General features: G+C 61.0%; 24 protein-coding genes. 7 read left to right on the top strand and 17 right to left on the bottom strand.

What is annotated here, in order from left to right:
• Nucleotides 1-7: 7 nt before the first annotated feature.
• From AC1RRC_RS23910 to AC1RRC_RS23890, 5 genes are all read right to left on the bottom strand, one after another.
• Nucleotides 8-2,449, bottom strand: coding sequence for an ATP-binding protein (locus tag AC1RRC_RS23910; RefSeq protein WP_493058044.1), 2,442 nt, complete (start codon nt 2,447-2,449; stop codon nt 8-10).
• Between the two features lie 97 nt (nt 2,450-2,546).
• Nucleotides 2,547-2,963: a gamma-butyrobetaine hydroxylase family protein gene (locus AC1RRC_RS23905; RefSeq protein ID WP_493058043.1), complete on the bottom strand. Its 417-nt coding sequence runs from the start codon at nt 2,961-2,963 to the stop codon at nt 2,547-2,549.
• Nucleotides 2,960-3,406, bottom strand: a complete 447-nt coding sequence (locus AC1RRC_RS23900) for an HIT family protein (RefSeq protein WP_493058042.1) — start codon at nt 3,404-3,406, stop codon at nt 2,960-2,962. The genes AC1RRC_RS23905 and AC1RRC_RS23900 overlap by 4 nt, the downstream gene beginning before the upstream one ends.
• Complete coding sequence (locus AC1RRC_RS23895; RefSeq protein ID WP_493058041.1) at nt 3,406-7,413, bottom strand: DUF3683 domain-containing protein; 4,008 nt, start codon at nt 7,411-7,413, stop codon at nt 3,406-3,408. Before AC1RRC_RS23895 ends, AC1RRC_RS23900 begins: the two co-directional genes overlap by 1 nt.
• Nucleotides 7,414-7,657: 244 nt before the next feature.
• The gene (locus AC1RRC_RS23890) at nt 7,658-8,152 is read right to left on the bottom strand and encodes a YqaA family protein (RefSeq protein WP_493058040.1); all 495 of its coding nucleotides are present in this window, start codon (nt 8,150-8,152) and stop codon (nt 7,658-7,660) included.
• Nucleotides 8,153-8,301: 149 nt separating this feature from the next.
• Here AC1RRC_RS23890 and ilvA point away from each other — a divergent pair, with 149 nt between their 5' ends.
• The 6 genes from ilvA to rapZ all read left to right on the top strand — a co-directional run bounded on the left by ilvA (nt 8,302) and on the right by rapZ (nt 14,565).
• Nucleotides 8,302-9,879 (top strand): threonine ammonia-lyase, biosynthetic, encoded by a 1,578-nt coding sequence (ilvA, locus tag AC1RRC_RS23885; protein WP_493058039.1) that lies wholly within the window; start codon nt 8,302-8,304, stop codon nt 9,877-9,879.
• 133 nt (nt 9,880-10,012) lie between these two features.
• Complete coding sequence (gene queF / locus AC1RRC_RS23880) at nt 10,013-10,846, top strand: NADPH-dependent 7-cyano-7-deazaguanine reductase QueF (protein WP_493058038.1); 834 nt, start codon at nt 10,013-10,015, stop codon at nt 10,844-10,846.
• 300 nt (nt 10,847-11,146) lie between these two features.
• Complete coding sequence (locus AC1RRC_RS23875) at nt 11,147-11,659, top strand: hypothetical protein (RefSeq protein WP_493058037.1); 513 nt, start codon at nt 11,147-11,149, stop codon at nt 11,657-11,659.
• Between the two features lie 526 nt (nt 11,660-12,185).
• Nucleotides 12,186-12,668 (top strand): PTS sugar transporter subunit IIA, encoded by a 483-nt coding sequence (locus AC1RRC_RS23870; RefSeq protein ID WP_493058299.1) that lies wholly within the window; start codon nt 12,186-12,188, stop codon nt 12,666-12,668.
• A 33-nt stretch (nt 12,669-12,701) separates the two neighbouring features.
• A complete protein-coding gene (gene hprK / locus AC1RRC_RS23865; RefSeq protein WP_154375133.1) occupies nt 12,702-13,637 on the top strand; it encodes an HPr(Ser) kinase/phosphatase in 936 nt (311 codons plus the stop codon).
• A 64-nt stretch (nt 13,638-13,701) separates the two neighbouring features.
• The gene (rapZ, locus tag AC1RRC_RS23860; protein WP_493058036.1) at nt 13,702-14,565 is read left to right on the top strand and encodes an RNase adapter RapZ; all 864 of its coding nucleotides are present in this window, start codon (nt 13,702-13,704) and stop codon (nt 14,563-14,565) included.
• A 16-nt stretch (nt 14,566-14,581) separates the two neighbouring features.
• On the opposite strand, the gene AC1RRC_RS23855 is transcribed toward rapZ, so the two are convergent.
• The 10 genes from AC1RRC_RS23855 to AC1RRC_RS23810 all read right to left on the bottom strand — a co-directional run bounded on the left by AC1RRC_RS23855 (nt 14,582) and on the right by AC1RRC_RS23810 (nt 22,281).
• Nucleotides 14,582-14,956, bottom strand: coding sequence for a VOC family protein (locus AC1RRC_RS23855; protein WP_493058035.1), 375 nt, complete (start codon nt 14,954-14,956; stop codon nt 14,582-14,584).
• Nucleotides 14,957-15,045: 89 nt separating this feature from the next.
• Nucleotides 15,046-15,507 carry an Lrp/AsnC family transcriptional regulator gene (locus AC1RRC_RS23850; RefSeq protein WP_493058034.1) on the bottom strand — a complete coding sequence of 154 codons (462 nt, stop codon included), beginning with the start codon at nt 15,505-15,507 and terminating at the stop codon, nt 15,046-15,048.
• 10 nt (nt 15,508-15,517) lie between these two features.
• Nucleotides 15,518-16,615: an enoyl-CoA hydratase/isomerase family protein gene (locus AC1RRC_RS23845; RefSeq protein ID WP_493058033.1), complete on the bottom strand. Its 1,098-nt coding sequence runs from the start codon at nt 16,613-16,615 to the stop codon at nt 15,518-15,520.
• Nucleotides 16,616-16,725: 110 nt separating this feature from the next.
• On the bottom strand, nt 16,726-17,085 hold the full coding sequence (gene hpf, locus AC1RRC_RS23840; RefSeq protein ID WP_493058032.1) for a ribosome hibernation-promoting factor, HPF/YfiA family: 360 nt from the start codon (nt 17,083-17,085) through the stop codon (nt 16,726-16,728).
• Nucleotides 17,086-17,155: 70 nt separating this feature from the next.
• Entirely contained in the window at nt 17,156-18,652 is a 1,497-nt protein-coding gene (locus AC1RRC_RS23835) for an RNA polymerase factor sigma-54 (protein WP_493058031.1), read from the bottom strand.
• Between the two features lie 5 nt (nt 18,653-18,657).
• Nucleotides 18,658-19,452 carry an LPS export ABC transporter ATP-binding protein gene (gene lptB / locus AC1RRC_RS23830; protein ID WP_493058030.1) on the bottom strand — a complete coding sequence of 265 codons (795 nt, stop codon included), beginning with the start codon at nt 19,450-19,452 and terminating at the stop codon, nt 18,658-18,660.
• A gap of 1 nt (nt 19,453) precedes the next feature.
• Nucleotides 19,454-20,032 (bottom strand): lipopolysaccharide transport periplasmic protein LptA, encoded by a 579-nt coding sequence (lptA, locus tag AC1RRC_RS23825; protein ID WP_493058029.1) that lies wholly within the window; start codon nt 20,030-20,032, stop codon nt 19,454-19,456.
• A 98-nt stretch (nt 20,033-20,130) separates the two neighbouring features.
• A complete protein-coding gene (gene lptC, locus AC1RRC_RS23820; protein WP_493058027.1) occupies nt 20,131-20,727 on the bottom strand; it encodes an LPS export ABC transporter periplasmic protein LptC in 597 nt (198 codons plus the stop codon).
• Between the two features lie 16 nt (nt 20,728-20,743).
• Nucleotides 20,744-21,283 (bottom strand): KdsC family phosphatase, encoded by a 540-nt coding sequence (locus tag AC1RRC_RS23815; protein ID WP_493058026.1) that lies wholly within the window; start codon nt 21,281-21,283, stop codon nt 20,744-20,746.
• Complete coding sequence (locus AC1RRC_RS23810; RefSeq protein WP_493058025.1) at nt 21,283-22,281, bottom strand: KpsF/GutQ family sugar-phosphate isomerase; 999 nt, start codon at nt 22,279-22,281, stop codon at nt 21,283-21,285. The genes AC1RRC_RS23815 and AC1RRC_RS23810 overlap by 1 nt, the downstream gene beginning before the upstream one ends.
• A gap of 110 nt (nt 22,282-22,391) precedes the next feature.
• Between AC1RRC_RS23810 and AC1RRC_RS23805 the strand changes: the two genes are divergently transcribed.
• Nucleotides 22,392-24,368 carry a monovalent cation:proton antiporter-2 (CPA2) family protein gene (locus AC1RRC_RS23805; RefSeq protein ID WP_493058024.1) on the top strand — a complete coding sequence of 659 codons (1,977 nt, stop codon included), beginning with the start codon at nt 22,392-22,394 and terminating at the stop codon, nt 24,366-24,368.
• Nucleotides 24,369-24,537: 169 nt separating this feature from the next.
• Here the strand turns inward: AC1RRC_RS23805 and AC1RRC_RS23800 are convergent, their stop codons facing one another.
• Together AC1RRC_RS23800 and AC1RRC_RS23795 are read right to left on the bottom strand one after the other, a co-directional pair.
• Nucleotides 24,538-25,680: a GGDEF domain-containing protein gene (locus AC1RRC_RS23800; protein WP_493058023.1), complete on the bottom strand. Its 1,143-nt coding sequence runs from the start codon at nt 25,678-25,680 to the stop codon at nt 24,538-24,540.
• Nucleotides 25,681-25,689: 9 nt separating this feature from the next.
• A complete protein-coding gene (locus tag AC1RRC_RS23795; protein ID WP_493058022.1) occupies nt 25,690-26,541 on the bottom strand; it encodes an MOSC domain-containing protein in 852 nt (283 codons plus the stop codon).
• Nucleotides 26,542-26,682 lie beyond the last annotated feature (141 nt).

Genomic DNA, 26,682 nt, shown 5'->3' with positions numbered 1-26,682 from the left:
TATCCTTTCAGGCGGGCTGCGCCAGCAAGCGCCGCACCTCATCGAGCTGTTGTAGTTCGGCCAGCAGCGCCGCGGCACGGCCGCCGTCGCCCGCCGCCAGCGCCTGTTCCAGTTGCGCGGCCCATTGCGTTACGCGCGGGTAGCCAAAACTGCCAGCGCTGCCCTTGAGCATATGGGCAATCTCCCGTCCATCGGCATGGGCCGCCCTGCCGATGGCGTTATCCAGCAATTCCAGCGCTTCCTTCAGGCGCAACTCGAATGCGCGCCGCATCTCGTCGTAGCCTTCCAGCCGGGTATAGGGCACCGGCGGCGCCGGCTCGCCAGCGGCCAACATTCCCGCCAGTAAGTTGCCCAGCTCGGCGAAATCCACCGGCTTCGCCACACAGGCATTGCAGCCCGCCTGGCGGTAACGCTCACGGTCTTCCGGCATCACATTGGCGGTCAGCGCCACGATGGGGGCGGCAAAGCCGGCACTGCGCAACAGTTTGGTGGCTTGCACGCCATCCATGTTCGGCATCTGGATATCCATCAGCACCACGTCGTAGTGTCCCACCAGCGCCAGTTCCACGGCGCGCGCGCCATCGGCCGCGCTATCCACGGCCAGCCCCTGCTGTTCCAGCCATGCCGTGATCAGGCGGCGATTATCGGGCCCGTCTTCCGCCAGCAATACGGTACCGGACAGGCTCGCTTGCGGCGCCGCCGTCGCCGTCCGGGCAAAGACCGGCAAGGCGTCCAGCCACTCCGCCCCGGGCGCCGGCGGCGCGGCGACGTCCACTTCGAAAATCGATCCCTGCCCCGGCGCGCTGTGCACCCGCACCGCGCCGCCCATGCGCACGGCCAGCTCCTGCACCAGGTGCAAGCCCAATCCCGTGCCGCCATAGCGCCGCGCCACGGACGTATCGGCCTGGGTAAAGGGCTTGAACAGCCGGGCCTGCTCTTCGTCGGACATGCCGATCCCCGTATCGGCGACGCGGCATTGCAAGCGGCCCAATTCGCGCTGGTAATGCAAGGTCAGTTCCACACTGCCCTGCTCCGTGAATTTGATGGCATTGCCGCACAGGTTGAACAGGATCTGGCGCCAGCGGGTCGGGTCGCCGATGACGTGCGAGGGAAAAGGATAGACCGCATCAAAATGAAAAGCGATGCCCTTGCCGCGCGCTTGTGCTTCGATGGCCGGCAGCAGGCCATCGACCACTTCCAGCGGCGAATAGCGGACATCTTCCAGCACCAGCCGTCCCGCTTCGATCTTGGAAATGTCGAGGATATCGTTAATGATGGTCAGCAAATGCTGACCGTTGCGGACAATGATTTCCCCCGCTTCCTGATGCGGCGCCAGCGTTTCCGCGAAGCCGATGATGGACGTCAGCGGCGTGCGGATTTCATGGCTCATCATGGCCAGGAATTCGGATTTCGCGCGGTTGGCCGCCTCGGCCGCCGCGGCCAGGGCGCGCATTTTTTCCATGTCCTGCTCGCGCTTGCGCAATGCCCGCACCAGCCCGGCAAACGCCAGCACCATGGCCATCGCGCTGGCCATCACCACCGTTGTCAATACTTGCGCATGGGCACGCCACTGGGCCAGGAACAAATCTTCCGTCACGGTGATATTGACGACCAGTGGATATTGCCCGACCAGACGCACCGCGCCCATGCGCTGTACCCGGTTGCCGCCTTCGGAAAAGCGCGGCGCGTCGGTCAGCATCACGCCATCGGTCTTGCCCATTTGCTCGATCACGCGGTAAGACGTGCCAGTGCGGTTGCTTTTCCCCATCAGCGCATCGTCATGGGGCGAGCGCACCAGCAACGTGAAATCGCGCCGGTACAAGGTCACCGAGGCGCCATCGCCGAGGCTGATCTTGCGGTAAAAGTCACTGAGGAAGGCGGTGGAAAAGCCCACCAGCGCCAGCCCCAGGAATTGTCCCTGCGGCCCGGTCAGGCGGCGGCTCAGGAAAAACGTCCACGCCTGGCTGCTCCGGTTGCGCACGGGGGCGCTGACAAACACCCCCAGTTTGGGGTCTTTCAGGTGGGCCTGGAAGTAATCGCGGTCCGCCAGGTTGATGGCGGGCGCCGGATGCGCGTGGGTGAAATTCACCACGTCGCCGTTGGCCGCGAGGATGGTCAACACTTCGACTTGCGGCAAGCCTTCCGCCTTGTCGCGCATGCGCTGGAACACCGCCGCGGATCCCATCTGCTCGCGCAATTCGCGGTCATTGCTGACCCCGGCCGCCTGCACCGACTCCGCAATACTTTCCAGGATCAGGTAACCGGACGCGACTTCCTGCGCAGTTTGTTCGGCAATCACCAGCGACAGGTTGGACAGGTGGCGCTGCCATTCCGTAATGGCTTGTTCGCGCGACGACCACAGCGTAAAGCCCAGCGCGCCGAGGATGGCTGCCGCCAGGCAGCTCCCCAGCAAAACGATCAGGCGGCTGGAACGGACGGACGGGCGCATCGGCACACGTTTCAGGGAAACAAGTGCCTACAATAACATGTGTGCGCCGTCTTGTTTAGGACATGAATGCAGCGTGGTATCCACGCCGCATTCAAGATCAATGCTTGTGGCCGCAGCCGTGCGCTTTTTGCGCGGTGGGCAGCACGGTACCCGGTTCCCGGCCGGAATCGCCGTCAAACCCCGCCGCGTGCAACTTGTCCAGATAGGCGGACCACAGCTGTTCCTGTTCGGCGCCCAGCTTGTACAGGTAATCCCACGTGAACAGGCCGGAATTGTGGCCATCGGTAAACGTCGGCTTCACCGCGTAATTGCCGACCGGATCGAGCGCCGTCAGGCCGACATCGCGCTGGCCCACTTGCAGGACTTCCTGCCCCGGGCCATGGCCCTTCACCTCCGCCGACGGCGAATAGACGCGCAACAATTCAAACGGGATGTTGAACGAGGCGCCATCATCGAAGGCGACTTCGAGGATGCGGGATTTGCTGTGGACGGTCAGGCCGGTCGGGGTCTTCATGGGGTGTTTAAATTGGCAACGATGGCTGCGCGCAGTTGCGGCAGCAGGGCGCGGCGCGCGGCCAGATCTTTTGGATCGGGTTCACGCTGGGCCGGGCCCCAGGTCGGTTGAGGGAAATGCACGTCGTTACTGAAACGGGGAATCACATGCCAGTGCACGTGCGGCGTCATGTTGCCAAAACTGGCCACATTGACCTTGTCGGGCGCCATGACCAAGCGCTGCGCCGCTTCCACCTGCCACACGGCCCGCATCACGTGGTCGCGCTCGGCGGGTTCGAGATCCGTCATTTCCTTGACGTGCGCATGCCAGATGACGCGCGCAAAGCCCGGATAGTGCGGTTCATCGACCAGCACCACGGACAGCTGCGCGTCCTGCCACACCAGCACGTCGGCCGGCGGGGCTGCCAGCAGCTTGCACAGGTCGCATGCGACGCTCGTCGCCATTACACCAGCACCCGCTCGATGCCGCCGTTGTTGGCTTGCGCCACATAGTCCGGCATCCAGTTCTCGCCCAGCAAATGCTTGGCGATTTCCACCACGATGTAATCGGCGGTGGTGCCGGCGTCTTCGCCGTAGCGCGACACGCCGCCCAGGCAGGCCGGGCAGCTGGTCAACACTTTGACTTCGCCCGTGAAGCCGTCTTCGCGCAGCTTATCCGCGTGCTTGACCATTTCCTGCTCTTTGCGGAAGCGCACCTGCGTCGAAATGTCGGGACGGGCCGCCTGCAAGGTGCCCGAGTCGCCGCAGCAGCGGTCGTTTTTCTCGATCTTGGTGGCATCGGCCGTCGTGATCAGGCTGTTCACCGTCTTCAACGGATCCTGCAATTTCATCGGCGAGTGGCAAGGGTCGTGGTACATGTAGCGCGTACCGTTGACGCCCTCCAGCTTGACGCCCTTCTCCAGCAGGTATTCATGGATGTCCATGATGCGGCAACCCGGGAAGATTTTCTCGAATTCATAGCCGGACAGCTGGTCATAGCAAGTGCCGCACGACACGACCACCGTCTTGATGTCCAGGTAGTTCAGGGTATTGGCCATGCGGTGGAACAGCACGCGGTTATCCGTGATCATCTTGTCGGCTTTGTCGAAGTCGCCCGCGCCGCGCTGCGGGTAACCGCAGCACAGGTAGCCCGGCGGCAGCACCGTTTGCACGCCGACATTCCACAACATGGCCTGGGTGGCCAGGCCCACTTGCGAATACAGGCGCTCCGAACCGCAGCCCGGGAAGTAGAACACGGCTTCGGAATCGGCCGTGGTTTTCTTCGGATCGCGGATGATCGGGACGATCTTGTTGTCTTCGATATCGAGCAAGCCGCGCATGGTCCGCTTCGGCAAGTTGCCAGGCATCTTCTTGTTAATGAAGTGGATCACCTGTTCCTTGATCGGCGGCTTGCCGACCGTCGGCGGCGGCGCCTTGGTCTGCTTTTGCGCGAAGGTTTTCAGCACGTCGTTGCCGAGGCGCTGGACCTTGTTCCCCACACCGAAGACCACCTGGCGCATCGAATTGATGGTGGTCGGGTCGTTGGTGTTCAAGAACATCATGCCCATCGACTTCACGGGATTGAAGCTGCGCTTATTCATCTTGCGCAACAGGTTGCGCATGTTCATCGACACGTCGCCAAAGTCGATATTGACCGGGCACGGCGTCTCGCACTTGTGGCACAGGGTGCAATGATCGGCCACGTCTTCGAATTCTTCCCAGTGGCGGATCGAAATGCCGCGGCGCGTTTGTTCCTCGTACAGGAACGCTTCGATCAGCGACGACGTCGCCAGGATCTTGTCACGCGGCGAGTACAGCAGATTGGCGCGCGGCACGTGGGTCGAGCACACCGGTTTGCATTTGCCGCAGCGCAGGCAATCCTTGACGCTGTTGGCGATTTCACCGATATCGCTTTGCTGCATGATCAGCGATTCGTGGCCCATCAGGCCGAACGATGGCGTGTACGCATTGCGCAAGTCCGCTTCCATGCCCGGCAAATTCAACAGTTTGCCCTTGTTGAAGCGGCCTTCCGGGTCGACCCGTTCCTTGTACTTGCGGAAGTCGCCGATTTCTTCTTCGGTCAGGAATTCCAGCTTGGTGATGCCGATGCCGTGTTCGCCCGAAATCACGCCGTTCAGCGAACGGGCCAGCACCATGATGCGCGCCACGGCCTTGTGCGCCAGTTGCAGCATTTCATAGTGGTCCGAGTTGACCGGCAAGTTGGTGTGCACGTTGCCGTCGCCGGCGTGCATGTGCAGCGCGACAAACACGCGGCCGCGCAACACGCGCTTGTGGATCACCGCGCATTCATCGAGGATCAGCTTGTACGCGGCGCCATTGAAAATCTGGCGCAGTTGCGCGCGGATTTCCTGCTTCCAGCTGACGCGCACCGTGTGGTCTTGCACGATCTCGAACAGGATGGCGTCCGGCTGGCGTTCCAGGCGCGCATCGATGGCGGCGTCCAGGTGCGCCAAACCCAGTTCGCGCAATTCATCGCGCAGCGAGGCCACCGGCTGGTCCAGTTTATCGAGGATGGTTTGCCAGCGCTTTTGCACCAGCGCCAACAGCGCTTGCGCCTGTTGCTGGCGGTCGCCCAGCATTTCCGCATCGCCGACCTTGTCGTCCGACGCGTCATCACTCTTACCGATCGGCAGGTTACCCGCGTCGAAGAAGTCGCGCAGTTCCTGCGCCAGTTGCAGCTTGTTGGTGATCGACAGTTCGACGTTGATGCGCTCGATGCCGTCCGTGTACTCGCCCATGCGGTTCAGCGGAATCACCACGTCTTCATTGATCTTGAACGCGTTCGTATGTTTCGCAATCGCGGCGGTACGGGCGCGGTCCAGCCAGAATTTCTTGCGCGCTTCCGGGCTGACGGCGACAAAGCCTTCGCCGACGCGGGTATTGGCCAGGCGCACCACTTCCGAGGCCGCCAGCGCCACCGCGTTTTCATCGTCGCCCACGATGTCGCCAAACAGCGCCATCTTCGGCATGTTGCCGCGCTTGGATTTGGTGGCGTAGCCCACCGCGCGCAGGTAGCGCTCGTCGAGGTGTTCCAGGCCGGCCAGGCGCAGGGTCTCGAATTGCGGTCCCTTGGCCGGCAAGCCGTCCAGATAATCCTTGATTTCCACGATCGATGGAATCGCATCGCGCGCCTGGCCAAAGAATTCCAGACACACGGTGCGGGTGAACTTCGGCATCTTGTGCAAAATCCAGCGCGCCGACGTGATCAGGCCGTCGCAGCCTTCTTTCTGGATGCCTGGCAGCCCGGCCAGGAATTTGTCGGTGACGTCCTTGCCGAGGCCTTCCTTGCGGAACACGCGGCCGGCGATTTCCAGGATTTCCGTTTTAAATGGCGCGCCCTTGGCTTCGCCTTTGGCGTTCGGATGGGTCCATTCCAGCTTGAAGCGGGCCAGCGGCGTATCGTGGATCTTCGACAGGTTGTGGTCGAGGCGCGTGACTTCCAGCCAGTCGCCTTGCGGATCGACCATTTTCCACGACGCCAGGTTGTCCAGCGCGGTGCCCCACAACACGGCTTTCTTGCCGCCCGCATTCATCGCGATATTGCCGCCGATGCACGAGGCGTGGGCCGAAGTCGGGTCCACGGCAAACACGAAACCGGCTTTTTCCGCCGCTTCCGACACTTTATTCGTGATGACGCCGGCGCCCGTGTAAATCGTCGCGTATTCGCGGTCCACGCCCGGCAGCATTTCCATTTTCACGGCGCCCATGTCGAGTAGCTTTTCCGTGTTGATGACGGCCGACAGCGGCGTCAGCGGAATCGCGCCACCGGTATAGCCAGTGCCGCCGCCGCGCGGGATGATGGTCAGGCCCAGCTCGATACAGCCCTTGACCAGGCCGGCCATTTCATCTTCGGTATCGGGCGTGATGACGACAAACGGGTATTCCACGCGCCAGTCGGTGGCGTCGGTCACGTGCGAAATCCGCTTCATGCCGTCGAAGCAGACGTTGTGCTTTTCCGTGTAGCGGCCCAGCACCTTGGTGGTGCGCTTGCGCAAGTCGTACATCTGGCGGAATTCTTCGCCAAACGATTCCACGGCCTGGCTGGCCGCTTTCAGCAATTGCTCCACGGCGGCGCTGCGCGATGGATCGCCGCCAGCGCCGGCGTCGACCGCCATGCGGCGCTTGTCGACTTCGGCCAGGCGGTGATGCAGCGCGTCGATCAATTCCTGGCGGCGCTTCGGGTTGTCCAGCAAGTCGTCCTGCAGGTACGGGTTGCGGCGCACGGCCCAGATATCGCCCAGCACTTCATACAGCATGCGGGCGGAACGGCCGGTCTGGCGCGCGGCGCGCAGCTCGTCCAGCAGGCGCCAGGAATCTTGGCCCAACAGGCGGATTACGATCTCGCGATCGGAAAACGACGTGTAGTTATAAGGAATTTCGCGCAGCCGGGTGGGCGCGGGACCATTTGGCGATTCGGCGAGCAATGCTTGGATTTGTGCTGGGGCGTTCATGATGGATGTACTGCGGACTGACCCTAAGGATGGCCATTCTAGCGTATTGCGCCGCACCACGCCGGAACAGCCTTCACCGGCGGCAGGGTAACGTAAGCGTCAAATGACCAAAATTAATTCGATAAACCAGCATCGTACAGCAATTTGATGCCAATTTTTAAATCAGGGCGAAACATGGTTTGCCCTCCCGGGCATTAGGCAAAACAGACTAAAGCAGCCGACCGGCCCATCCTGATAAACAGTTTTATCCGCCCAGGGCCTGGGCGATGGTTTTCCAGACGCCATCGGGTACATACAGCAGCACCGACGTCATCGTGACATAGCGGGCGAATTTGCCGATGCACATGTACACGATGCAGGGCCAGAATGGCAGCTTGAGCCAGCCGCCCAAGGTGCACAGCGGATCGCCGATACCCGGCACCCACGACAGCAGCATGGTTTTCGCGCCATAGCGGGCCAGCCAGGCAAACCAGCGGCTTTCCCGCTCTTTGGCAAAGGCGCTCTTGGCTTTGTAGCCGAGCCAGTAATCGACCGCGCCGCCCAGCGTATTGCCGCAGGTCGCCACCAGGATCGCGGGCCAGAACAGGGCGGGATTGGCTTTGATGGTGGCAAACACGGCCGGTTCCGAGCCCAGCGGCACCAGGGTCGCGGAGACGAAGCTGACGAGAAATACCGAAGTCAGGCCGACTTCGGGCGCGGCCAGCAGGTTCAGCAGCCAGCGGATGGAAGATTCAATCATCTTGCCATTATAATGAACCAGCGAATTATCCATTTCGCGCATGATTTACTATCGAGCAGTACACTACCCCACCTGGCCAACGCTACCCGCGCCGCGCCCGGTGCACAGCCTCATCTCGGTTACCCGCCGTTGAAAAGCATGTCCTTGCCTTGCCAGGTGACTGGCCCCATTGCTCCAAGCGACCCAAGCAGACTATGACTATCGACTACCTGAAGAAGACCCTGACCGCCCGCGTCTATGACGTGGCCAACGAAACGCCGCTTGAACTGGCGCCGACCCTGTCGCAGCGCTTCCAGAACCGAATTTACTTCAAGCGCGAAGACATGCAGGATGTATTCAGCTTCAAGATTCGCGGCGCCTACAACAAGATGGCGCACCTGAGCGAAGCTCAGCTGAAACGCGGCGTGATTTGCGCTTCCGCAGGCAACCACGCACAGGGAGTCGCACTGTCCGCCGCAAAAATGGGGTGCCGCGCCATCATCGTGATGCCGACCACCACGCCGCAGGTGAAAGTCGATGCGGTGCGCTCGCGTGGCGGCGCCGCGGTGGAAGTGGTGCTGCATGGCGAGTCGTACACCGACGCCTACAACCACGCGCTGTCGCTGGAAAAAGAACAAAAACTCACCTTCGTGCACCCGTTCGACGATCCGGACGTGATTGCCGGCCAGGGCACGATCGGCATGGAAATCCTGCGCCAGCACGCCGGTCCGATCCACGCGATCTTTGTGCCGATCGGCGGCGGCGGCCTGATTACCGGCATTGCCGCGTACGTCAAGCAAATCCGCCCGGACATCAAGGTCATCGGCGTACAAACCTTTGATTCCGATGCAATGGGCCGCAGCCTGAAAGCCGGCGAACGCGTGACCTTGCCGGACGTCGGCCTGTTCGCGGACGGTACCGCCGTGCGCCTGTGCGGCCAGGAAACGTTCCGCCTGGCGCAGCAATATGTGGACGAAGTCATCATTGTTGACACGGACGCGCTGTGCGCCGCCATCAAGGATGTCTTCACCGATACCCGTTCGATCCTGGAACCGTCCGGCGCGCTGTCGATTGCCGGCGCCAAGGCGTATGTCGAGCGTGCCGCGCTGACCAAGGAGCCGGTCAAGAATGAAACCCTGATCTGCATCGCCAGCGGCGCCAACATGAATTTCGACCGGCTGCGCTTCGTGGCGGAACGGGCGGAATTGGGTGAAGCCCGCGAAGCCGTGTTTGCCGTGACCTTGCCGGAACAGCGCGGCAGCTTCAAGCGCTTCTGCTCGCTGGTCGGTCCGCGCAACGTGACGGAATTCAACTACCGGATCAGCGACGCCAACGAAGCACACGTATTTGTCGGCGTGCAAATTTCCGACCGCGGCGAATCCAGCACCCTGGCCCGCGACTTTGAAGCCAACGACTTCAAAACACTGGATTTGACGCACGATGAATTGGCCAAGTCGCACTTGCGCCACCTGGTGGGCGGCAAGAGCACCCTGGCCAAGGATGAATTGCTGTACCGCTTTGAATTCCCGGAACGCCCAGGCGCGCTGATGCGTTTCCTGGATAGCATGGCGCCGAACTGGAACATTTCGCTGTGCCACTATCGCTCGCAGGGCGGCGATGTCGGCCGCATCCTGATCGGCTTGCAAGTGCCGCAAGATGAAATGAATGCCTTCGCGCAATTCCTGGCCACCCTGGGCTATCGCTACTGGGATGAAAGCGCCAATCCGGTCTACAAGCTGTTCCTCTAGTCGTCCTTTGCAGGCGGGCCGTCCGGTCCGCCTGTATGCATCACTTTCAAGCCCCCCATCACTCAAGCGCATATGCCGCAATGCCGCATTTGCGCTACCATTCGTCCTTCGCCTTTCGCTTTGGACGTTCACCATGACCAATACCGCCGACCAGTCCCCGCTGGGGAAATCTTCCGCGTACCGCACCGATTACGCGCCTGAACTGTTATTTCCCATTCCCCGCCAGGGCAAGCGCGATGAACTGGGCCTGACCGGGACCATGCCATTCTTCGGCGTCGATATCTGGAATGCCTATGAACTGTCGTGGCTGAACATGCGGGGCAAGCCGCAAGTGGCGGTGGCAAAAATCACGGTGCCGGCGGACTCGCCCAATATTATTGAATCCAAATCCTTCAAGCTGTATTTGAATTCGTTTAATCAAACCAAAGTCGCCGATGCCGATGCCCTGAAGATTTTACTGGTACAGGATTTATCGTCCGCCGTGGGCGCCACCGTGCATGTGACGATTACCGAACAGCCCGACTTCCATAAACTGGCCATGGGCGAACTGGAAGGCGTGTTACTGGACCGCCTTGATATTGAAGTCGATAATTACGCCCCCCAGCCAGAAACGCTGAAAGCCAATTTCGATGAACAGCCGGTGGAGGAAGTATTCATTTCCCATTTATTGAAATCCAATTGCCTGGTGACTGGCCAACCGGATTGGGGCAGTGTGCAGATTCAATATTATGGTCCGCAAATTGACCAGGAAAGCCTGCTGAAATACCTGATTGGTTTCCGCGAGCATAATGAATTCCACGAACAATGCGTGGAGCGCATCTTCACGGATATCCTGCGCCAGTGCAAACCACAGCAACTGTCGGTATATGCCCGTTATACGCGCCGTGGCGGCCTGGATATTAATCCATGGCGCAGCAATTACACGACCGGTCACAAGCCATCGAATTTACGCAACGCCCGCCAATAAAATCCCCCATTTAAAACGCCGCTGCCCGGAGTAATACCTGGCAGCGGCGTTTTTTATTACAGGCACACCTCATGTCCTGGACATGTTTGTTAAGTGATATTCCGTGAGAATTCACTGTTTTAGCTCAGCAACAAAGTGCTTGAATTACGCGGAACTTCGGGAGTACTATCATTTGAACCGGCGCCGCCTGGATGCCGGCAGCAATGGTTTTTAAGACAACATTGCAATTCACTGGTAAAACCGCTGGCGTCGATTCGACGCCGTTTTCATCATGGCCATTTCTTTTTGACAGGGATTCTGATGCTGGTTTCCATTTCTGAAGCTGCCCGCATGGTACGGCGTGGCCGGGCAACGCTGTACCGCGATATCGACCGGGGGCGTTTACACAAAGCGGTATCGCCCAATGGCGAATCGGTACTCGACACGGCCGAGTTGATACGCGTCTATGGGCAGTTATTCCTGCACGGAACCAATAACGATGCACATGGCGCCCCATTGATTCCGGCAACGGCCAATCCCGACGCCCATGGCTTGTCCAATTTCCATGACGCGCCGAAAGATGACAGCCTGTTCCGGATCATGGAGGAACGCATTCATTCGCTGGAGCGCATCATCACGCTGGAAGCGGAGTTGCGGAAAGTCAAAGACCAGGTCACCAGCGAGATGCGCGCCCGCCTCGACGATAAAGACCAGCTGATCAAAATGCTGGAAGAAAAAGTCCAGCACCTCGAGCATAGCGTGCCGGCCGAGCCCGGCGACGACGCCGGCAAGGAGCCGCGCGGCTTCTGGGCCAAGTACGCGCGGGGCCGCTAAGATCCACCGGAATCCGCCGGGAAGTCCGCCGAAAGTACGCCCGGTTTTAAGCTTTACCTCCCCCAAGGGGGCGGGGAAACCCCGCCCCCCCCTTGCGCCCCCTCGGTGCCGCCTCCATATCAGTGTTACATCGCATGCGCCGCCGGCTCCCCCCGTGCGCCAGACTGTGTCAGTTTTTAGCGTATACAAATGCAGCCGTGTATCACCTGCCTCAAAATTGTCTTACAATGAGTCAAGAACTATTGCAGTTTTCAAAGCTGCTGCCGTTAACTCAGATAGACGTTGAAAAGTTGGCGAAACCGCACTCCCTCAGGTAAATATCTGGCGTTTACCTTGAAAAGTGCGTGCGGAATGCTTTCCCGTGCCAGTGTGTTTTTTTAACAATGCTACGGCCTGCCCTTGGCGGACTGCGGCGGATAGCGGCGTGAACCCTGGCTCTCGCGAATTCATGTTACACGGCTGAAAAACAAGCCTATAATTCTGCTCGCAAGCCACCTTTGTGCGCCGCACCATTCCACGTCGCGTTATGAACAACCTGAGCAAAATCCTTTCACTCGAAAACGTTCAACTGGATTTAGAAGTATCCAGCAAGAAACGAGCTTTCGAGCAAGCCGGCCTGATCTTCGAAAACAATTGCGGCATCGCCCGCTCGACCGTCTCCGATAACCTGTTCGCGCGCGAGCGCCTCGGGTCGACCGGACTGGGTCATGGCGTGGCTGTGCCGCACGGGCGCATCAAAGGAATGAAGAGCTTGAAGTCGCCGCTGGCGGCGTTTGTCCGGCTGGCCGAGCCGATTCCATTTGAGTCGCCCGATGGCAAGCCGGTCAGCCTGCTGTTCTTCCTGCTGATTCCCGATCACGTGACGCAGCAGCACCTGGAAATCCTGTCGGAAATCGCGGAAATGTTTTCCGATGACGCCTTCCGTACGGCACTGGGCACCGACCCCGATCCGCAATCCGTATATACGCGTATCGTGAATTGGCAACCAACGTTGCAGGCAGCAGGTTAAACTGTCGGAGTTGCCATCTTGAATTAAACAACCATGCTGCAAACGCCACTGACGATCCAACGCCTGTATGACGACAATCGTGAAAGTTTGCAGCTGGGGTGGTTCGCCGGATTTCCCGGCGGCGAACGCCTGATTTCCGGCGACGTCGCCTCGGCCGCCGACCAGGTCGGCCACTTGAACACCATCCACCCGGGCCGCATCCAGGTTTTCGGGCACCAGGAAATCAATTACTACCAGCGCCTGAAATCCCTGACGCGCGCCCATGTGATTGGCGAACTGATTGCCGGCGGCCCGCCCGCGCTGATCATCGCACAGGGCCTGGAAACACCGCCGGACATCCTCGCGATCTGCGACGAAAAAAACATCCCCCTGTTTTCCACCCCGCTGCCGGCCGCGCAGGTGATCGACTTCCTGCGGGTCTACCTGTCGAAAAAACTGGCGCAACGCATCATCATGCATGGCGTGTTCATGGATGTGCTGGGGGTGGGCGTGCTGATCACGGGCGATTCCGGATTGGGCAAGTCCGAACTGGGCCTGGAGCTGATTTCCCGCAGCCACGGCTTGGTGGCGGACGATGCGGTGGAATTTGCCCGCATCGCGCCCAACATGATCGAGGGCCGCTGTCCCGCCCTGCTGCAAAACTTGCTGGAAGTCCGTGGGCTGGGCTTGCTGGACATTAAAGCCATCTTTGGTGAAACCGCCGTGCGCCGCAAGATGCGCCTGAAACTCATCGTGCACCTGGTGCGCCGTTCCGCGCTGGAAGAAGAAGTCGAGCGCCTGCCGTTCCAGTTCCCGACCGAAGATGTGCTGGGCCTGCCGATCCGCAAAGTCGTGATCCCGGTGGCGGCCGGCCGCAACATCGCGGTGCTGCTGGAAGCCGCGGTGCGCAATACCATTCTGCAACTGCGGGGCATCGACACCTTACAGGAATTCATGGAGCGCCAGCGCCAGGCGATGTCCGGCGATTAAACACGGCGGACTGCCCCGCATCGGTGATGCACTATCAGCAAGCATTGAGGTATTATCAATACCTATGCGAATCGTGCTTATTACCGGTATATCCGGCTCCGGAAAATCCGTCGCCCTGAACGTCCTCGAAGACACGGGCTACTACTGCGTCGATAACCTGCCGCCCGCCTTGCTGGCCCAACTGGTCACCCAGTTGACCGATGAAGGCGCCCAGGCGCTGGCGGTGGCGGTCGATGCACGCAGCTCCCAGTCGCTGGCCAGCCTGCCCGGCGTCGTCAGCGACCTGCGCGTACAGGGCCATGACGTGAAAATCATGTTCCTAACGGCGAATACCCACTCCCTGGTGGCCCGCTTCTCGGAAACGCGCCGCAGCCACCCGCTGTCGCATGAATTAAAGCCGGGCCACAACCCGGCCGCGCGCCGCACCCTGATCGAATGCATCCTGGAAGAACGGGAACGGCTGTCGGCCATCGAGCAGCTCGGACATGTGATTGATACGTCGGAATTGAGCGCCAATAAACTGCGCGCTTGGGTCAAAGACCTGGTGCAAAGCGAAAATGCGCCATTGACGGTGTTCTTTGAATCGTTCGCGTTCAAGCTGGGCGTGCCGCTCGACGCCGATTTTGTGTTTGACGTGCGCGCGATCCCGAATCCGTATTACGACCTCGCGCTGCGCCCCATGACGGGCCGCGATGCGCCCGTGATTGCGTTCCTCGATGCGCAGCCCAGCGCCGAGGAAATGTTCAAGGATATCCGCGACTTCATTACCAAGTGGCTGCCCTCATTCAAGGGCGACAACCGCAGCTACCTGACGGTGGCGATCGGCTGCACCGGCGGCCAGCACCGTTCCGTCTACATGGCGGAACGGCTGGCGCGCCACTTCCATCACAGCGAGCGCGTGGTGCTGCGCCACCGCGAACAATCCTGACCGCGCCTGCCTTGACTTAACGGCTCCAGTGCACCACCTCGATGCTGTGCGCATCGAGGTCCTGGATCATCATCCCGTAATACGCGTCGTTGATATCGGGCCGCAAGCCCGGCTCGCGCAGTTTGGTGGCGCCGCGCGCCAGCGCCGTGTCATAAAAGGCGCGCGCCGCCGCCTGCGAAGGCGCTGTAAATGCGATGTGGGTGCGGCTGCCCACCAGCGGCGCATCCGGCGCGGCAGGGTACAAGGCAAAGCTCCATTTGCCGTCTTCGCCATAAATGGCTTGTCCCGCATCACGGTGCTGCAAGGTATAACCCAAGGTCTCCAGGCAAGCGGTATAAAAATCGATGGAGCGGGCCAGGTCGCTGGCGCCGATGGATGCATGGTCAATCATGATGGTGTCCTCGTGGTGGTGGATGCGAGGCCTCATGATACGGATGCGCGGTGAGACATTTTTTCCAAATGCGGTGGCGCGGCGGGAAATTATTCCAAAGGCACCCTGGTCTCGAACTTCGCGCAATTCATCGCGAACAGGCTTTTATAGTTGCGGATATTGTTAGTTGACGTAAACAGCCGGCGCGTCAGTTCGTGATACGACTCCATCGAAGCGGCCGTCATCACCAGCATGAAGTCGAACTCGCCGGCCACTTCATAGCACGCCATCACGTCCGGCTCGCCCCGCATCAGCGCTTCAAACTGCTTCAACAGCGCCGTATTTTGCTGGTCCAGTTCGACCTGCACGAAAATCGTCAACGGCCGCCCGACCCGCACCCGGTCCACCAGCGCGACGTCCTTGAGCAGGATGCCGCTGGCGCGCAATTGCGCGATGCGGCGCTGGCAGGTGGCAACGGAGGCGTGCACTTGCTGCGCCAGTGTCCGCAACGGGACACTGGCGTCGTCCTGCAGGATGTTCAGGATCTGCGTATCGAGCCGGTCGAGCGTCATGCGCCTGCCATCATGCCAGGTGGCGCAGCGGATGCGCCCAGACAGGCCACGCCGGTTCAAAGAAGCGCTCCACCATGGCCGGCGTCACGTCGTCGAGCGAGGCGGGTGACCACTTCGGCGCGTTGTCCTTGTCGATCACCAGCGCGCGCACGCCTTCCAGTACTTCGCCGTGTTCGAAATTGCGGCGCACCACATTGCGCTCCATGCGCAGGCAATCGGCCACGCTCATTGATTCGCCGCGGTCCAGCAGCGCCAGGGTCACGCACATCATCAGGGGCGAGCGGCCCTGCATGAGCTTCAGGGTTTTCTGCGCAAATTCATCGCTGTCGCCGGCCAGGGAAGCCATCATCTCGGCCACGGTTTCCGGCGCAAAATGGCGTTCAATCGCATCGAACTGGGTTTCCATCACGGCCACGCCGGCCTGCGCGCGGAACGGCGCGGCAAAATCGGCAATCGCCTGCACCAGTTGCGCGCCCGGCGTCGCTGCCAGCAACGCCGCCAGCGCCGGCAATTGCGCCACTGGCACGAAGTGGTCGGCCAGGTCCGCGTACAGCGCGTCGGCCGCGCCCACCGTCACGCCCGTGACGCCGAGATAGCGTCCCAGCTGGCCCGGTGCATGCGACAGGAAATGACTGCCGCCGACATCCGGGAACAAGCCGATATTCACTTCCGGCATCGCCATTTTCGTGCGCTCCGTGACGATGCGCACGCCGCAGCCGGGTCCGCCCTGCGCAATGCCCATGCCGCCGCCCATCACCACGCCATCCATGATGGCGATATACGGTTTCGGGTAGTAATGGATCAGGTGGTTCAGCGCATATTCTTCCGTGAAAAAATCTTCCAGCAGCGCGCTGCCGCCCTGCGGTGTGGCTTTGCCGGCGTCATGGAAAAAGCGGATATCGCCGCCGGCGCACAGCGCTTTTTCACTGCTGCTGCGGATCACCACTGCCGCCACTTGCGGATCATCGCGCCAGGCCAGCAAGATGCCGGTCATGGCGCGCACCATGTCGAGCGACAGGGAATTCAATGCCTTCGGCCGGTCCAACGTGATAAACCCGGTTCCGTTGCTGATGTGGGTGAGGACATGTGTCACGACTGGTTCGCTCATGGCAGGCATCGCTGAATTGAAAGAAAGCTATTGTAGCGTCGCCATGGGAATAGTACAGGCGCAAAAAAGGGCGCCAACTGCGCCCTTTTCGTCCGAGTATCGGGGACCGCTTATGCGGTGGCGGCCGACTCGTCGTAATTATCCGGAAGGTGTTTGATCGCGGTGTGGTTATGCTCTTGTATCTTGCCTTTGTATTTCATAACCTGGCGATCCAGTTTATCGACCAGCGTATCGATGGCAGCGTACAAGTCTTGCGACAGGCTTTCCACGTACACGGTCTTGCCGGACATTCGCAGATTGATCTCGGCTTTTTGCCTTTTCTCTTTCTCGGTGAGGTTATCTACAGTCAGGATGACAGCAATATCAATTACTTGATCGAAATGACGTTTTACGCGTTCCAGTTTGTTCTGCACGTATTCGCGAATCGCGGGGGTCACTTCGAGATGATGTCCACTGATGGTGAGATTCATACACACTCCTAAAGATGAAGGTTCGTACGTATCACAGTTATGCTGTGGCGCGCAGGGGAACCCAGTAACACTACAGAGCTTTGCGCAGACTAACGGGCGGGATTTTCAATGCTTCGCGATATTTGGCAACAGTCCGTCGCGCAATTACCATGCCTTGTTCCCCCAGCATGTCCGCAATCTTACTGTCGGATAATGGATTTTTAGGGTCTTCTGCTCCTGTCAATTGCACGATCAGCGCCCGTATCGCCGTGGAGGACGCCTCTCCTCCTGCTTCTGTTGCGACGTGGCTGCCAAAGAAGTATTTCAACTCAAACATGCCATGGGGCGTGAGCATATATTTTTGAGTTGTTACACGAGAAATAGTGCTCTCGTGTAGACCCAGTGTATCAGCAATTTCACGCAACACAAGGGGCCGCATCGCTACCGCGCCGTGCGAGAAGAAATTCTTTTGCCGCTCAACGATGGCCTGGGCCACGCGCAAGATCGTGTCGAAGCGCTGGCGCATGTTTTTAATCAGCCACTTGGCTTCCTGCAACTGTGCGCCCATCGCGGATTCGCTCTTGCCCTGCTTCAACAAGTTCGCATACATCGCATTGACGCGCAGGCGCGGCATGACGTCGTTGTTCAGGGTCACTTGCCAGCCGTTGCGGGCTTTTTTCACAATCACGTCCGGCACCACGTAATCGGACACGTCCGATGCGAATTCCGCGCCCGGATGGGGATTGCACAGGCGAATCACCGCTTGCGCCTCGCGCAAGTCTTCATCGTCGCAATCGAGGGCTTTTTTCAGCTTGTTGAATTCGCGCTGGGCAAACCAGGTCAGGTGCTTGTCGACGATGACCAGCGCCATGCGGCGCGTCACCAGCGGCACATTCGGCATTTGCCTGATTTGCAATGCCAGGCATTCGGACGCGCTGCGCGCGCCCACGCCGGCCGGATCAAAACTTTGCAGCAAGGTCAGCGACGTGCGCAGCTCATCGAAGTCCACTTCCGCTTCTTCCGGCAGGCGGGCATGGATTTCTTCCAGCGACTCTTCGAGGTAACCGTTGTCGTCGAGCGCATCGATGATCAGTTCCATCAGGATGCGGTCGCGCTCTTCCGTCACCGTTACGCGCATTTGCTCCAGCAAATGTTCGCGCAGGGTGCAGTGGCTGGCTTCGATTTGCGGGCGGGAATCGTCGTCATCCGGACTCTTGGCCCGGCCGACATCGCTCCAGTCGCTGTCGCCGTCGGCCGCGCCGGCGTTGTCGCCCTCGCCGCCCTCGGCCCCGCCTTCATGCGGGGCGTCGCCATCGGCCGGCGCGGCGCCATCCGATGGCGGCTGCAAGGTGTCCGGCGTGGCTTCCGCGCCGTTTTGCACCGGCGCGCTGATGGCGCCATCGGCCAGCAGGCGCACCGAATGGTCGAGCGGATCGTCCAGGCGTTCCAGCAACGGGTTTTCGCCGAGGATTTGTTCCAGTTCCTGATGCAGCTCCAGGGTGGACAATTGCAGCAGGCGGATCGACTGCTGCAGCTGAGGAGTCAGCGCAAGGTGCTGCGAAGTGCGAAGTTGCAGTGACTGTTTCATGGTTCCTACATACGGAAATGTTCACCCAGGTAGACGCGGCGCACGGATTCGTCGGCGATGATGTCGTCCGGACGGCCCGAGGCTAGCACGGCGCCCTGGTTGATGATGTACGCGCGGTCGCAGATACCCAGCGTCTCGCGCACATTGTGGTCAGTGATCAGCACACCGATACCGCGCTCCTTGAGGAAACGGACAATGCGCTGGATCTCGATGACGGCAATCGGGTCGACGCCGGCAAAAGGTTCATCGAGCAGCACGAAGCGCGGATTGGTGGCCAGGGCGCGTGCGATTTCCACGCGGCGGCGCTCGCCGCCAGACAGGGACAGCGCCGCGTTTTCACGCAATTTCTCGATTTGCAGGTCCGCCAGCAGCCGGTTCAGCCGCTCGTCGATGTCTGCCTTCGCCAGCGGTTTGCCGTTGACCTTTTGGATCTCCAGCACCGCGCGGATATTTTCTTCCACCGTCAGCTTGCGGAATACCGACGCTTCCTGCGGCAGGTAGGACAGGCCCAGCGCCGCCCGCTGGTGGATCGGCATCGACGACACATCCCTGCCGGCAATCTCGATACTGCCCGCATCGGACGGCACCAGGCCCACGATCATGTAAAACGAGGTGGTCTTGCCCGCGCCGTTCGGCCCCAGCAAGCCCACCACTTCGCCGCATTCGACTTGCAGCGACACGTCATGCACCACCTGGCGCTTGCCATACGATTTTTGCAGGCCGCGCACCAGCAGGGTACTGCCGCAATTGGCCATGGGCGCCGCAACTGGCGCCGCAGCTTGAACTTCCGCCTGCGCCATCTTATTTCCCCGCCTCAGGCTGGGTTGCGCCGTCCGGCGGCGGACGCTTGGCTGACGGCTGAATCACCATCGTGCCGCGGCCCGCGCCCGGCTTGCTGTCGCCGGTCACGGTATTGCGCACGCTGAAGTATTCCTTGCGGCTGTCATAGGAAATGAATTCCCCCGCCACTTCATCGCTCGGACGGCTGCCTTCCAGGCGCTTGATGCGGGCTTTTGAAAACAGTTTGACCAGTTCAATGCGGCCATCGTAATCAATACGTTCGGCTTCGCCTTCAACCCATTGCTCGCCGTCGCCGTCGCGCTTCTGGCGGAACGTGGCCGGCTTGCCCGGCACGCCCGTCAACGTCACGTGCTGGTAGCCTTCCGGGTCTTGCGTCACGACCGCCTTGTCGGACTTCATGCGCAGGGTGCCGCGCGTGAGCACGACGTTGCCGCGCAAGGTGCGGATCTGCTTGACGTCGTCGAGGTCAGCCGTGTCGTACTGGATTTCCGTCGGCTTGTACGAGTCCGCCTTTTCCGCGTGGCTGGCGCCGATCGCCAGCAGCAGCGCGGCTGCCGCCGCAATATATTTAATCGCCATATATCACATTTCCGATATGTGGATGCCCGGCCTGAAGGCCCTGCACCCATGTATTAATATGTGGATGCCCGGCCTGAAGGCCCTGCACCCATGTGTTGCTATGGTTGCGCCTTGGGTGGCAACACGATGGAACCACGGCCTTGCAAGTGCACTTCGCGCGTCGCGTTATTGGCGCGCATGCCTTGCGCCGTCATGCTGGCGCCGCCCTGCACCACTTGCACCGGCTGGTCCGTTTCCATCCGGTCTTCGTCCGGATACACCGTCATCGCCTGCGTGGTCATCACCATCGCGGCCGACTTGCCGCTGGCGGCGCGGTCCACGCGCACATTGTCTTTCAGGGTCACGCGCGTATTGTTTTCATCCACGCGCGCGCGCGCCGCATGAATATCCATCGGTGGGTGGCCTTCCCCCATGCTGCGCACCACCGGCTGCTCGATGTCGGAGATATCGCCGACCGGGCGGTGCACCAGCTTGTCGCCGGAGACGATGTAACTGGGCTTGCCATCCTTGCCCATGCGGACGGCGGAAAAGCGTTCAATGATGTAATCGGGCTCATTGGCGCGCAAATCCGCCTGCAAGTCATCGGCGCTGCGGTTCAGCAATTGCACCAGCCAGAACGAGCCGCACGCAAACAGCACGCCGGCCGTCAGGGTCAGTCCCAGGCGCCAGCGGTGAGCGGTTTTTTCCTTGCGCATGCTTATTTACCCGGGTTCATACCAGGAACTGGGCCATGACACGGTCATAGTTGCCCGTCGCCCGCAGCACGAATTCACACACTTCACGTACCGCGCCACGGCCGCCATGCGCCTCCGTCACGTGGTGCACGCGGCTCAGCACATCGACGCGCGCATTCGGTACCGCCACCGCGAAACCAACGCGCGACAGGATCGTCAAATCCACCACGTCGTCGCCAATAAAGGCCACTTCTTCTTCGCTCAGGCCGGTCTTGGCCAGCAAATCCTTGAAGGGCGTCAGCTTGTCGTGGCCGCCCTGGTGCACGAATTCAATGCCCAGGTCGCGCGCCCGCGCCACCACCACAGCCGAGCGGCGCGCGCTGATGATGGCGGTCTTGATGCCGGCTTCCTGCAGCAGCTTGATGCCGAGGCCATCTTGCACGTTAAAGGTTTTCATCATTTCACCTTCGGGACCGTAATGCAGGCTGCCATCGGTCAGCACGCCATCGACGTCGAAGATAAACAGTTTGACTTTCGCGGCGCGCGCGACGTTCACGAGATCGTAAGCCTTGCTCATCAAATCACCTTGGCACGGGTCAGGTCGTGGATATGCAGGGCGCCAACCAGGTTGCCCTCTTGGTCCGTCACCAGCATCTGGTTGATGCGGAATTGTTCCATGATGGCGACCGCGTCCACGGCCAGCTTGTCCGGCGAAATCGTGTGCGGATTCACGTGCATGACGTCCCGGATCACGACTTGGCTGAAATCCTGCACTTTTTCTATCATGCGGCGCAAATCGCCGTCGGTAAACACGCCCAGCGGCTTGCCGTCGCCATCGACGATGGCGGTCATGCCCATGCCTTTTTGCGTGATTTCCAGCAGCGCGTCCGGCAAGCGGGTATCGGCCTTGACGGCCGGCACCGCGTCGCCGGTGCGCATGACGTCGCGCACGTGGGTCAGCAGGCGGCGGCCCAGCGCGCCGCCCGGGTGCGAGCGGGCAAAGTCTTCTTCCTTAAAGCCGCGCAAGTCCAGCAGCGCCACGGCCAGTGCATCGCCCAGCGCCAGGGTCACGGTGGTGCTGGCGGTCGGCGCCAGGTTCAGCGGGCACGCTTCTTTTTCCACCGATACGTCCAGGTGCACGTCGGCCAGTTGCGCCAGGCTCGAGCCCGGCTTACCGGTAATGGAAATCACGGTGCCGCCCATGCGTTTCAGGACCGGCAGGATCGCCATCAATTCCGAACTTTCGCCGGAATATGAAATCGCAATGAACGCGTCGTCGGCCGTCACCATGCCCAGGTCGCCGTGCGCGGCTTCGGCCGGGTGCACGAACAGGGCCGGAGTGCCGGTGGACGCCAGGGTGGCGGCAATCTTGCGGGCAATGTGACCGGATTTACCAATGCCGGACACGACAACGCGTCCTTTACAATTAAGCAACATAGCGACCGCCTTGCCCACGCTGTCGTCTGTTGCCAGGCGGGCGTGCAGGGCGGCGATGGCATCGCCCTCGATTTGCAGGGTTTCGCGCGCCAGTTGCAGCGCGCGCTCCGCGGTCTTGTTGTCAAAAGCTTTCAGCATAGGTTTTTCATCGGTTACACTCATGCCGGAAGTATAGCCGAATTGCGTAAGCAAAAAACTTGCCAGTCCTGAATAACAACGGAACCGCCGCCACCTGGATCGACGACTGAATGTTTTCTCCGCTTGAACTGACCCTCTTGCTGCTGGGCAGCGCTGTACTGGGCGTGGTCGCGTTCAGGATGATGCACCTCCCCCCGATGCTGGGCTATCTGGCCGTCGGCATTGTCATCGGTCCCCACGCGCTGGGGCTGGCCGAACAGAGTGAAGCGAGCCATATCCTCGCGGAATTCGGCGTGGTCTTCCTGATGTTTTCCATCGGCCTGGAATTCTCGCTGCCTAAATTGATGGCCATGCGCAACATCGTGTTCGGCCTCGGCATGGCGCAGGTGGCGCTGACCATCGTGGCCGCCATGGGACTGGGCTGGATCCTGTCCGTGCAATTGCCGGGCCTGCACATCAGCTGGCAAGCCGCGTTTGCGCTGGGTGGTGCGCTGGCCATGTCGTCCACCGCGATCGTGGTGAAAATGCTCACGGAGCGGTTGGAACTGGAAAGCGAACACGGCCGCAAGATCATCGGCATCCTGCTGTTCCAGGATCTGGCCGTGGTGCCCTTGCTGATCCTGATTCCTTCGCTGGCGAAAAACCCCGATGACTTGGCGGAAACGCTGGCCTGGGCGGCCGGCAAGGCCACCCTGGTGCTGGTGCTGCTGCTGTTCGTGGGCCAGAAACTGGTGCGGGGCTGGTTTACCATCGTCGTCAAGCGCCGCTCGCAAGAGCTGTTCATGCTGAACCTGCTGCTGATCACCCTGGGCGCGGCCTGGATCACGGAAAAAGCTGGCCTGTCGATGGCGCTGGGCGCCTTCGTGGCCGGCATGCTGATTTCCGAAACCGAATACAAGCACCAGGTGGAAGAAGACATCAAGCCGTTCCGCGACGTGCTGCTGGGACTGTTCTTTATTAACGTTGGCATGTTACTCAACGTCAAGCTGGTCATCGACAACTGGTGGCTGGTGCTGGTGTTGCTGGCCGGCCCGGTCTTGCTGAAATTTGCCCTGATAGCCGGCCTGGCCAAGCTGTTCGGCTCGTCCGACGGCGTGTCGATGCGCACCGGCCTGGCGCTGGCGCAGGCCGGTGAATTCGGTTTCGTCCTGCTGAACCTGGCGGACGGGAATTCCATGATGGACCCGTTCATCGTGCAGGTGGTGCTGGCGTCGATGGTGCTGTCGATGTTGCTGGCGCCGTTCATCATTGCCAAGTCCGACCAGCTGGTCATGAAAGTGTCCAGCAACGAATGGATGATGCAATCGCTGGCGCTGACCAAGATCGCCTCGCGCACCATGACACAGCAAAAGCACGTGATCGTCGCTGGTTTCGGCCGCAGCGGCCAGAGCCTGGCCACCCTGCTGACCGATGAAAATATCGCTTACCACGCGCTGGACCTGGACCCGGAGCGGGTGCAGGAAGCGCAAACCGCCGGCGCCAACGTATCCTATGGCGACGCCGGCCGGCGCGAAAGCCTGGTCGCGGCCGGCATTTACCGCGCCAGCGCCGTGGTGATCACCTATGCCAGCACCCCGTCCGCCCTGCGCGTGCTGCACCTGGTGCATGAACTGGCGCCGACCTTGCCCGTCATCGTGCGCAGCCACGACGATACCGACCTCGACCGCCTGAAAGCGGCCGGCGCCGCCGAAGTGGTGCCGGAACTGATGGAAGGCAGCCTGATGTTGGCTTCTCATGCGCTGGTGATGCTGGGCGTGCCGCTGCGGCGCGTGGTGCACCGCGTGCAGGCGGCGCGGGATGCGCGCTATGCATCGTTGCGCGGCTGGTTCCACGGCGCCAGCGATGCCGGCGAAGATGGCGACCTGGTGCGGCTGCACTCGATCCCGCTGGGGGAAAATGCATCCTGTGTCGGCAAGCGCATCCGCGATCTGGGACTGCGCGGCCTTGGGGCCGAAGTCGCATCGATCCGGCGCGGCAAGGGCGGGGTCAGTGTCGCCGGGGATACCGAACTGGAAGCGGGGGATGTGGTCGTCGTGCGCGGCTCGGCCGACGCGGTGGCGCGGGCCGAGAGCCAGCTCCTGGCGTGACAGGCCCGGATGTCAACTGGGATGGCACGGTAATTCCGTAGGGCGGTCGCTGCGCGGCCGCCATGCTGCTGGCGCTGGCGGCGACGCATGCATGGCGGCTTTCGCTGGGCTCGGCGCCCCCCACGAAAACCGCCCTACGCTTTTGCGGCCAACACCCGGTTGGAATATGTCAGGCCACTGGCCGGAAACTGATCACCCGGTTCCGTCCGCCATCCTTGGCCTGGTACAGCGCAGCATCGGCTTGCGCGATCAATTCCATCGCGGCCGCTTCCACCGGCGTATCGAGCACGCTGCGGTCCAGGCACGCCACGCCCAGCGAGGCCGTGACGGATATCTGCACGCTGGCCGACACGTCGATCATGCTGGCGGCAATGCCGGCGCGAATACGCTCGGCCACGAAGGCGGCGCTGTCCAGGTTGGCGTTGATCAGCAACACCACGAATTCTTCGCCGCCAAAGCGCGCCAGCGAATCGGACAGGCGCAATTCATTCTTGATGCGGGCCGCCACTTCGCGCAACACTTCATCGCCGCCCTGGTGGCCGATGGTGTCGTTGACGCGTTTAAAATGGTCGATGTCGATGTACATGAACGAGATATCGTAATCCTGGCGCCGTGCGCGGGAAATTTCTTCCAGCAGGCGGCGGTCCATGTAGCGGCGGTTATAGACGCCCGTCAGCGAATCGGTCAGCCCGATGTACTTCAGCATTTCATTACTGATGACGTTTTCCAGGCAGATCGCGATGATGGACGCCATGTGTTCGACGAAATCCGTCGCCATGCTGGGCGTGAAGCGCGTCGGGTCATGGCTGCCCAGGTTCAGGCTGCCGATGATGCGCTTGTTGCGCAACAGCGGCACCATCGCCACGCTTTGCAAGCCGTGCGGTGGATTGGGAAACGCATGCGCGTGCCGCAGCGGGTCGTGCATGCACAGGCTCGGCTTGGGCGGCCTGGCATCCACGGTGCGATCGCCCAGGTCCATGTCCAGCGCATCAAGGCTGTCGGCAAACAGTAAATCCGGGAATTCCGCGAAATTGACGCCCAGCTTGCCCATCACGGTGTGGATGTCGGCATCCTCGTCCAGCAGGGTCAGGGTGACGGCGTCGAGGTCGGAAATGATGGGCAGGTTGCGGAAGATTGTGCTGACCAGTTCCTGGAACGTGCCGGCGCTCACAATATCCAGGTCGAATGCCTGGTGGCGCATCATGATCGAGTGATTGCGTTCGGCCTGCTCCAGCAAATAAGCCATGCGCGAGCGCAGCGCCTGGTTTTCCGCCAGCACTTCAGCCAGTTCAGGCATTGTCGATTGGGCCATGTCCATCCCTCAAAACGCCAGCGTAACCTCGATTTCCTGCCCCACCTGCAAACGCTGGCCATCGCCTTCAATGACGATGGCATTCATGCCGAAGCAGATCGCGCCGTCGACTTCTTCCCGGGCCCGGTAACCCTGCATGATATCGAGCGGGTCGGGGCCGAATTCCCCCGTGGCCTGGTCGACCGACGGCATCGGGCAGCGGGAACACGGCTTGACGGGTTTCAGCAGCACCTCGCCAATGCGCAGCGATTCCGCGTAATCTTCTTCAAAAGCATCCACCCCGGCGATCACGATATTCGGGCGGAAGCGGTTCATCGGCAGCGCGGCGCGTCCGGCCGCCACCAGTTTCTGGTTGACGTCATCGAGCGATGCCGCGCCTGCCACGAGGACAGGATACCCGTCCGCGAACAGGGTTGTCGCCTCAATGCCGCTGGTCCATTTAGTCGAAACGGCGCGCTGGGCATTGGCGTGGAAACGCGCCAGGCGGCACGGCACGCCGAGGAAGTTCGAAAACCACGCGGCCGTGGTGGCATCGCAATCGTAGGCCAGCACAGTGTCGTCCCAGACCTGCACCTGCAGGGTCGGCGCCAGTTCCGGGTCGGGCAAACCGAGTTCGATTTCCAGGCGCAACATGCCCGGCGCGCGCAATTCCAGCGTGTCGGCTTTCAATTTCGGCACGATCAGCGCCATGCGCGGATGGTCGCGCTGCGTCATGGCCACGCCGTTTTCGTCGACCACCATCCATTCCCGGTCATAAATCTGTTCCGTCATGAGCCCGGCGCGGGTCACGGTCGCGGAACGCAGCGCCATGCCGGCGCAGGATTTGATGGGATAAAGGGTGATCTCGGAAAGGATTGCCATGCGCGCCGCCAGCTTGGGCAGTGCGGGAGCGCTGCCAAAATGTTTATACGAGTTGGCAGTATGGCAGCAAAGTGCACGGCAGTAAATCTGTACCGCCGGGGGGGGGGGGGGGGGGGGGGGGGGGGGGGGGGGGGGGGGGGG

The sequence above is a fragment of the Pseudoduganella sp. GW821-FHT12E03 genome, from assembly GCF_058807115.1.
Note: the sequence above shows the minus strand (reverse complement) of the source record. Positions and strands in the feature narration are given on the sequence as shown.

Bases quoted from the DNA above. Each gene is read 5' to 3' on its own strand.
- AC1RRC_RS23910 (WP_493058044.1), bottom strand. From the start codon at position 2,449: ATGCGCCCGTCCGTCCGTTCCAGCCGCCTGATCGTTTTGCTGGGGAGC.
- AC1RRC_RS23905 (WP_493058043.1), bottom strand. From the start codon at position 2,963: ATGAAGACCCCGACCGGCCTGACCGTCCACAGCAAATCCCGCATCCTC.
- AC1RRC_RS23900 (WP_493058042.1), bottom strand. From the start codon at position 3,406: ATGGCGACGAGCGTCGCATGCGACCTGTGCAAGCTGCTGGCAGCCCCG.
- AC1RRC_RS23895 (WP_493058041.1), bottom strand. From the start codon at position 7,413: ATGAACGCCCCAGCACAAATCCAAGCATTGCTCGCCGAATCGCCAAAT.
- AC1RRC_RS23890 (WP_493058040.1), bottom strand. From the start codon at position 8,152: ATGATTGAATCTTCCATCCGCTGGCTGCTGAACCTGCTGGCCGCGCCC.
- queF (WP_493058038.1), top strand. From the start codon at position 10,013: ATGACCAATACCGCCGACCAGTCCCCGCTGGGGAAATCTTCCGCGTAC.
- AC1RRC_RS23875 (WP_493058037.1), top strand. From the start codon at position 11,147: ATGCTGGTTTCCATTTCTGAAGCTGCCCGCATGGTACGGCGTGGCCGG.
- AC1RRC_RS23870 (WP_493058299.1), top strand. From the start codon at position 12,186: ATGAACAACCTGAGCAAAATCCTTTCACTCGAAAACGTTCAACTGGAT.
- hprK (WP_154375133.1), top strand. From the start codon at position 12,702: ATGCTGCAAACGCCACTGACGATCCAACGCCTGTATGACGACAATCGT.
- rapZ (WP_493058036.1), top strand. From the start codon at position 13,702: ATGCGAATCGTGCTTATTACCGGTATATCCGGCTCCGGAAAATCCGTC.
- AC1RRC_RS23855 (WP_493058035.1), bottom strand. From the start codon at position 14,956: ATGATTGACCATGCATCCATCGGCGCCAGCGACCTGGCCCGCTCCATC.
- AC1RRC_RS23850 (WP_493058034.1), bottom strand. From the start codon at position 15,507: ATGACGCTCGACCGGCTCGATACGCAGATCCTGAACATCCTGCAGGAC.
- AC1RRC_RS23845 (WP_493058033.1), bottom strand. From the start codon at position 16,615: ATGAGCGAACCAGTCGTGACACATGTCCTCACCCACATCAGCAACGGA.
- hpf (WP_493058032.1), bottom strand. From the start codon at position 17,085: ATGAATCTCACCATCAGTGGACATCATCTCGAAGTGACCCCCGCGATT.
- AC1RRC_RS23835 (WP_493058031.1), bottom strand. From the start codon at position 18,652: ATGAAACAGTCACTGCAACTTCGCACTTCGCAGCACCTTGCGCTGACT.
- lptB (WP_493058030.1), bottom strand. From the start codon at position 19,452: ATGGCGCAGGCGGAAGTTCAAGCTGCGGCGCCAGTTGCGGCGCCCATG.
- lptA (WP_493058029.1), bottom strand. From the start codon at position 20,032: ATGGCGATTAAATATATTGCGGCGGCAGCCGCGCTGCTGCTGGCGATC.
- lptC (WP_493058027.1), bottom strand. From the start codon at position 20,727: ATGCGCAAGGAAAAAACCGCTCACCGCTGGCGCCTGGGACTGACCCTG.
- AC1RRC_RS23815 (WP_493058026.1), bottom strand. From the start codon at position 21,283: ATGAGCAAGGCTTACGATCTCGTGAACGTCGCGCGCGCCGCGAAAGTC.
- AC1RRC_RS23810 (WP_493058025.1), bottom strand. From the start codon at position 22,281: ATGCTGAAAGCTTTTGACAACAAGACCGCGGAGCGCGCGCTGCAACTG.
- AC1RRC_RS23805 (WP_493058024.1), top strand. From the start codon at position 22,392: ATGTTTTCTCCGCTTGAACTGACCCTCTTGCTGCTGGGCAGCGCTGTA.
- AC1RRC_RS23800 (WP_493058023.1), bottom strand. From the start codon at position 25,680: ATGGCCCAATCGACAATGCCTGAACTGGCTGAAGTGCTGGCGGAAAAC.
- AC1RRC_RS23795 (WP_493058022.1), bottom strand. From the start codon at position 26,541: ATGGCAATCCTTTCCGAGATCACCCTTTATCCCATCAAATCCTGCGCC.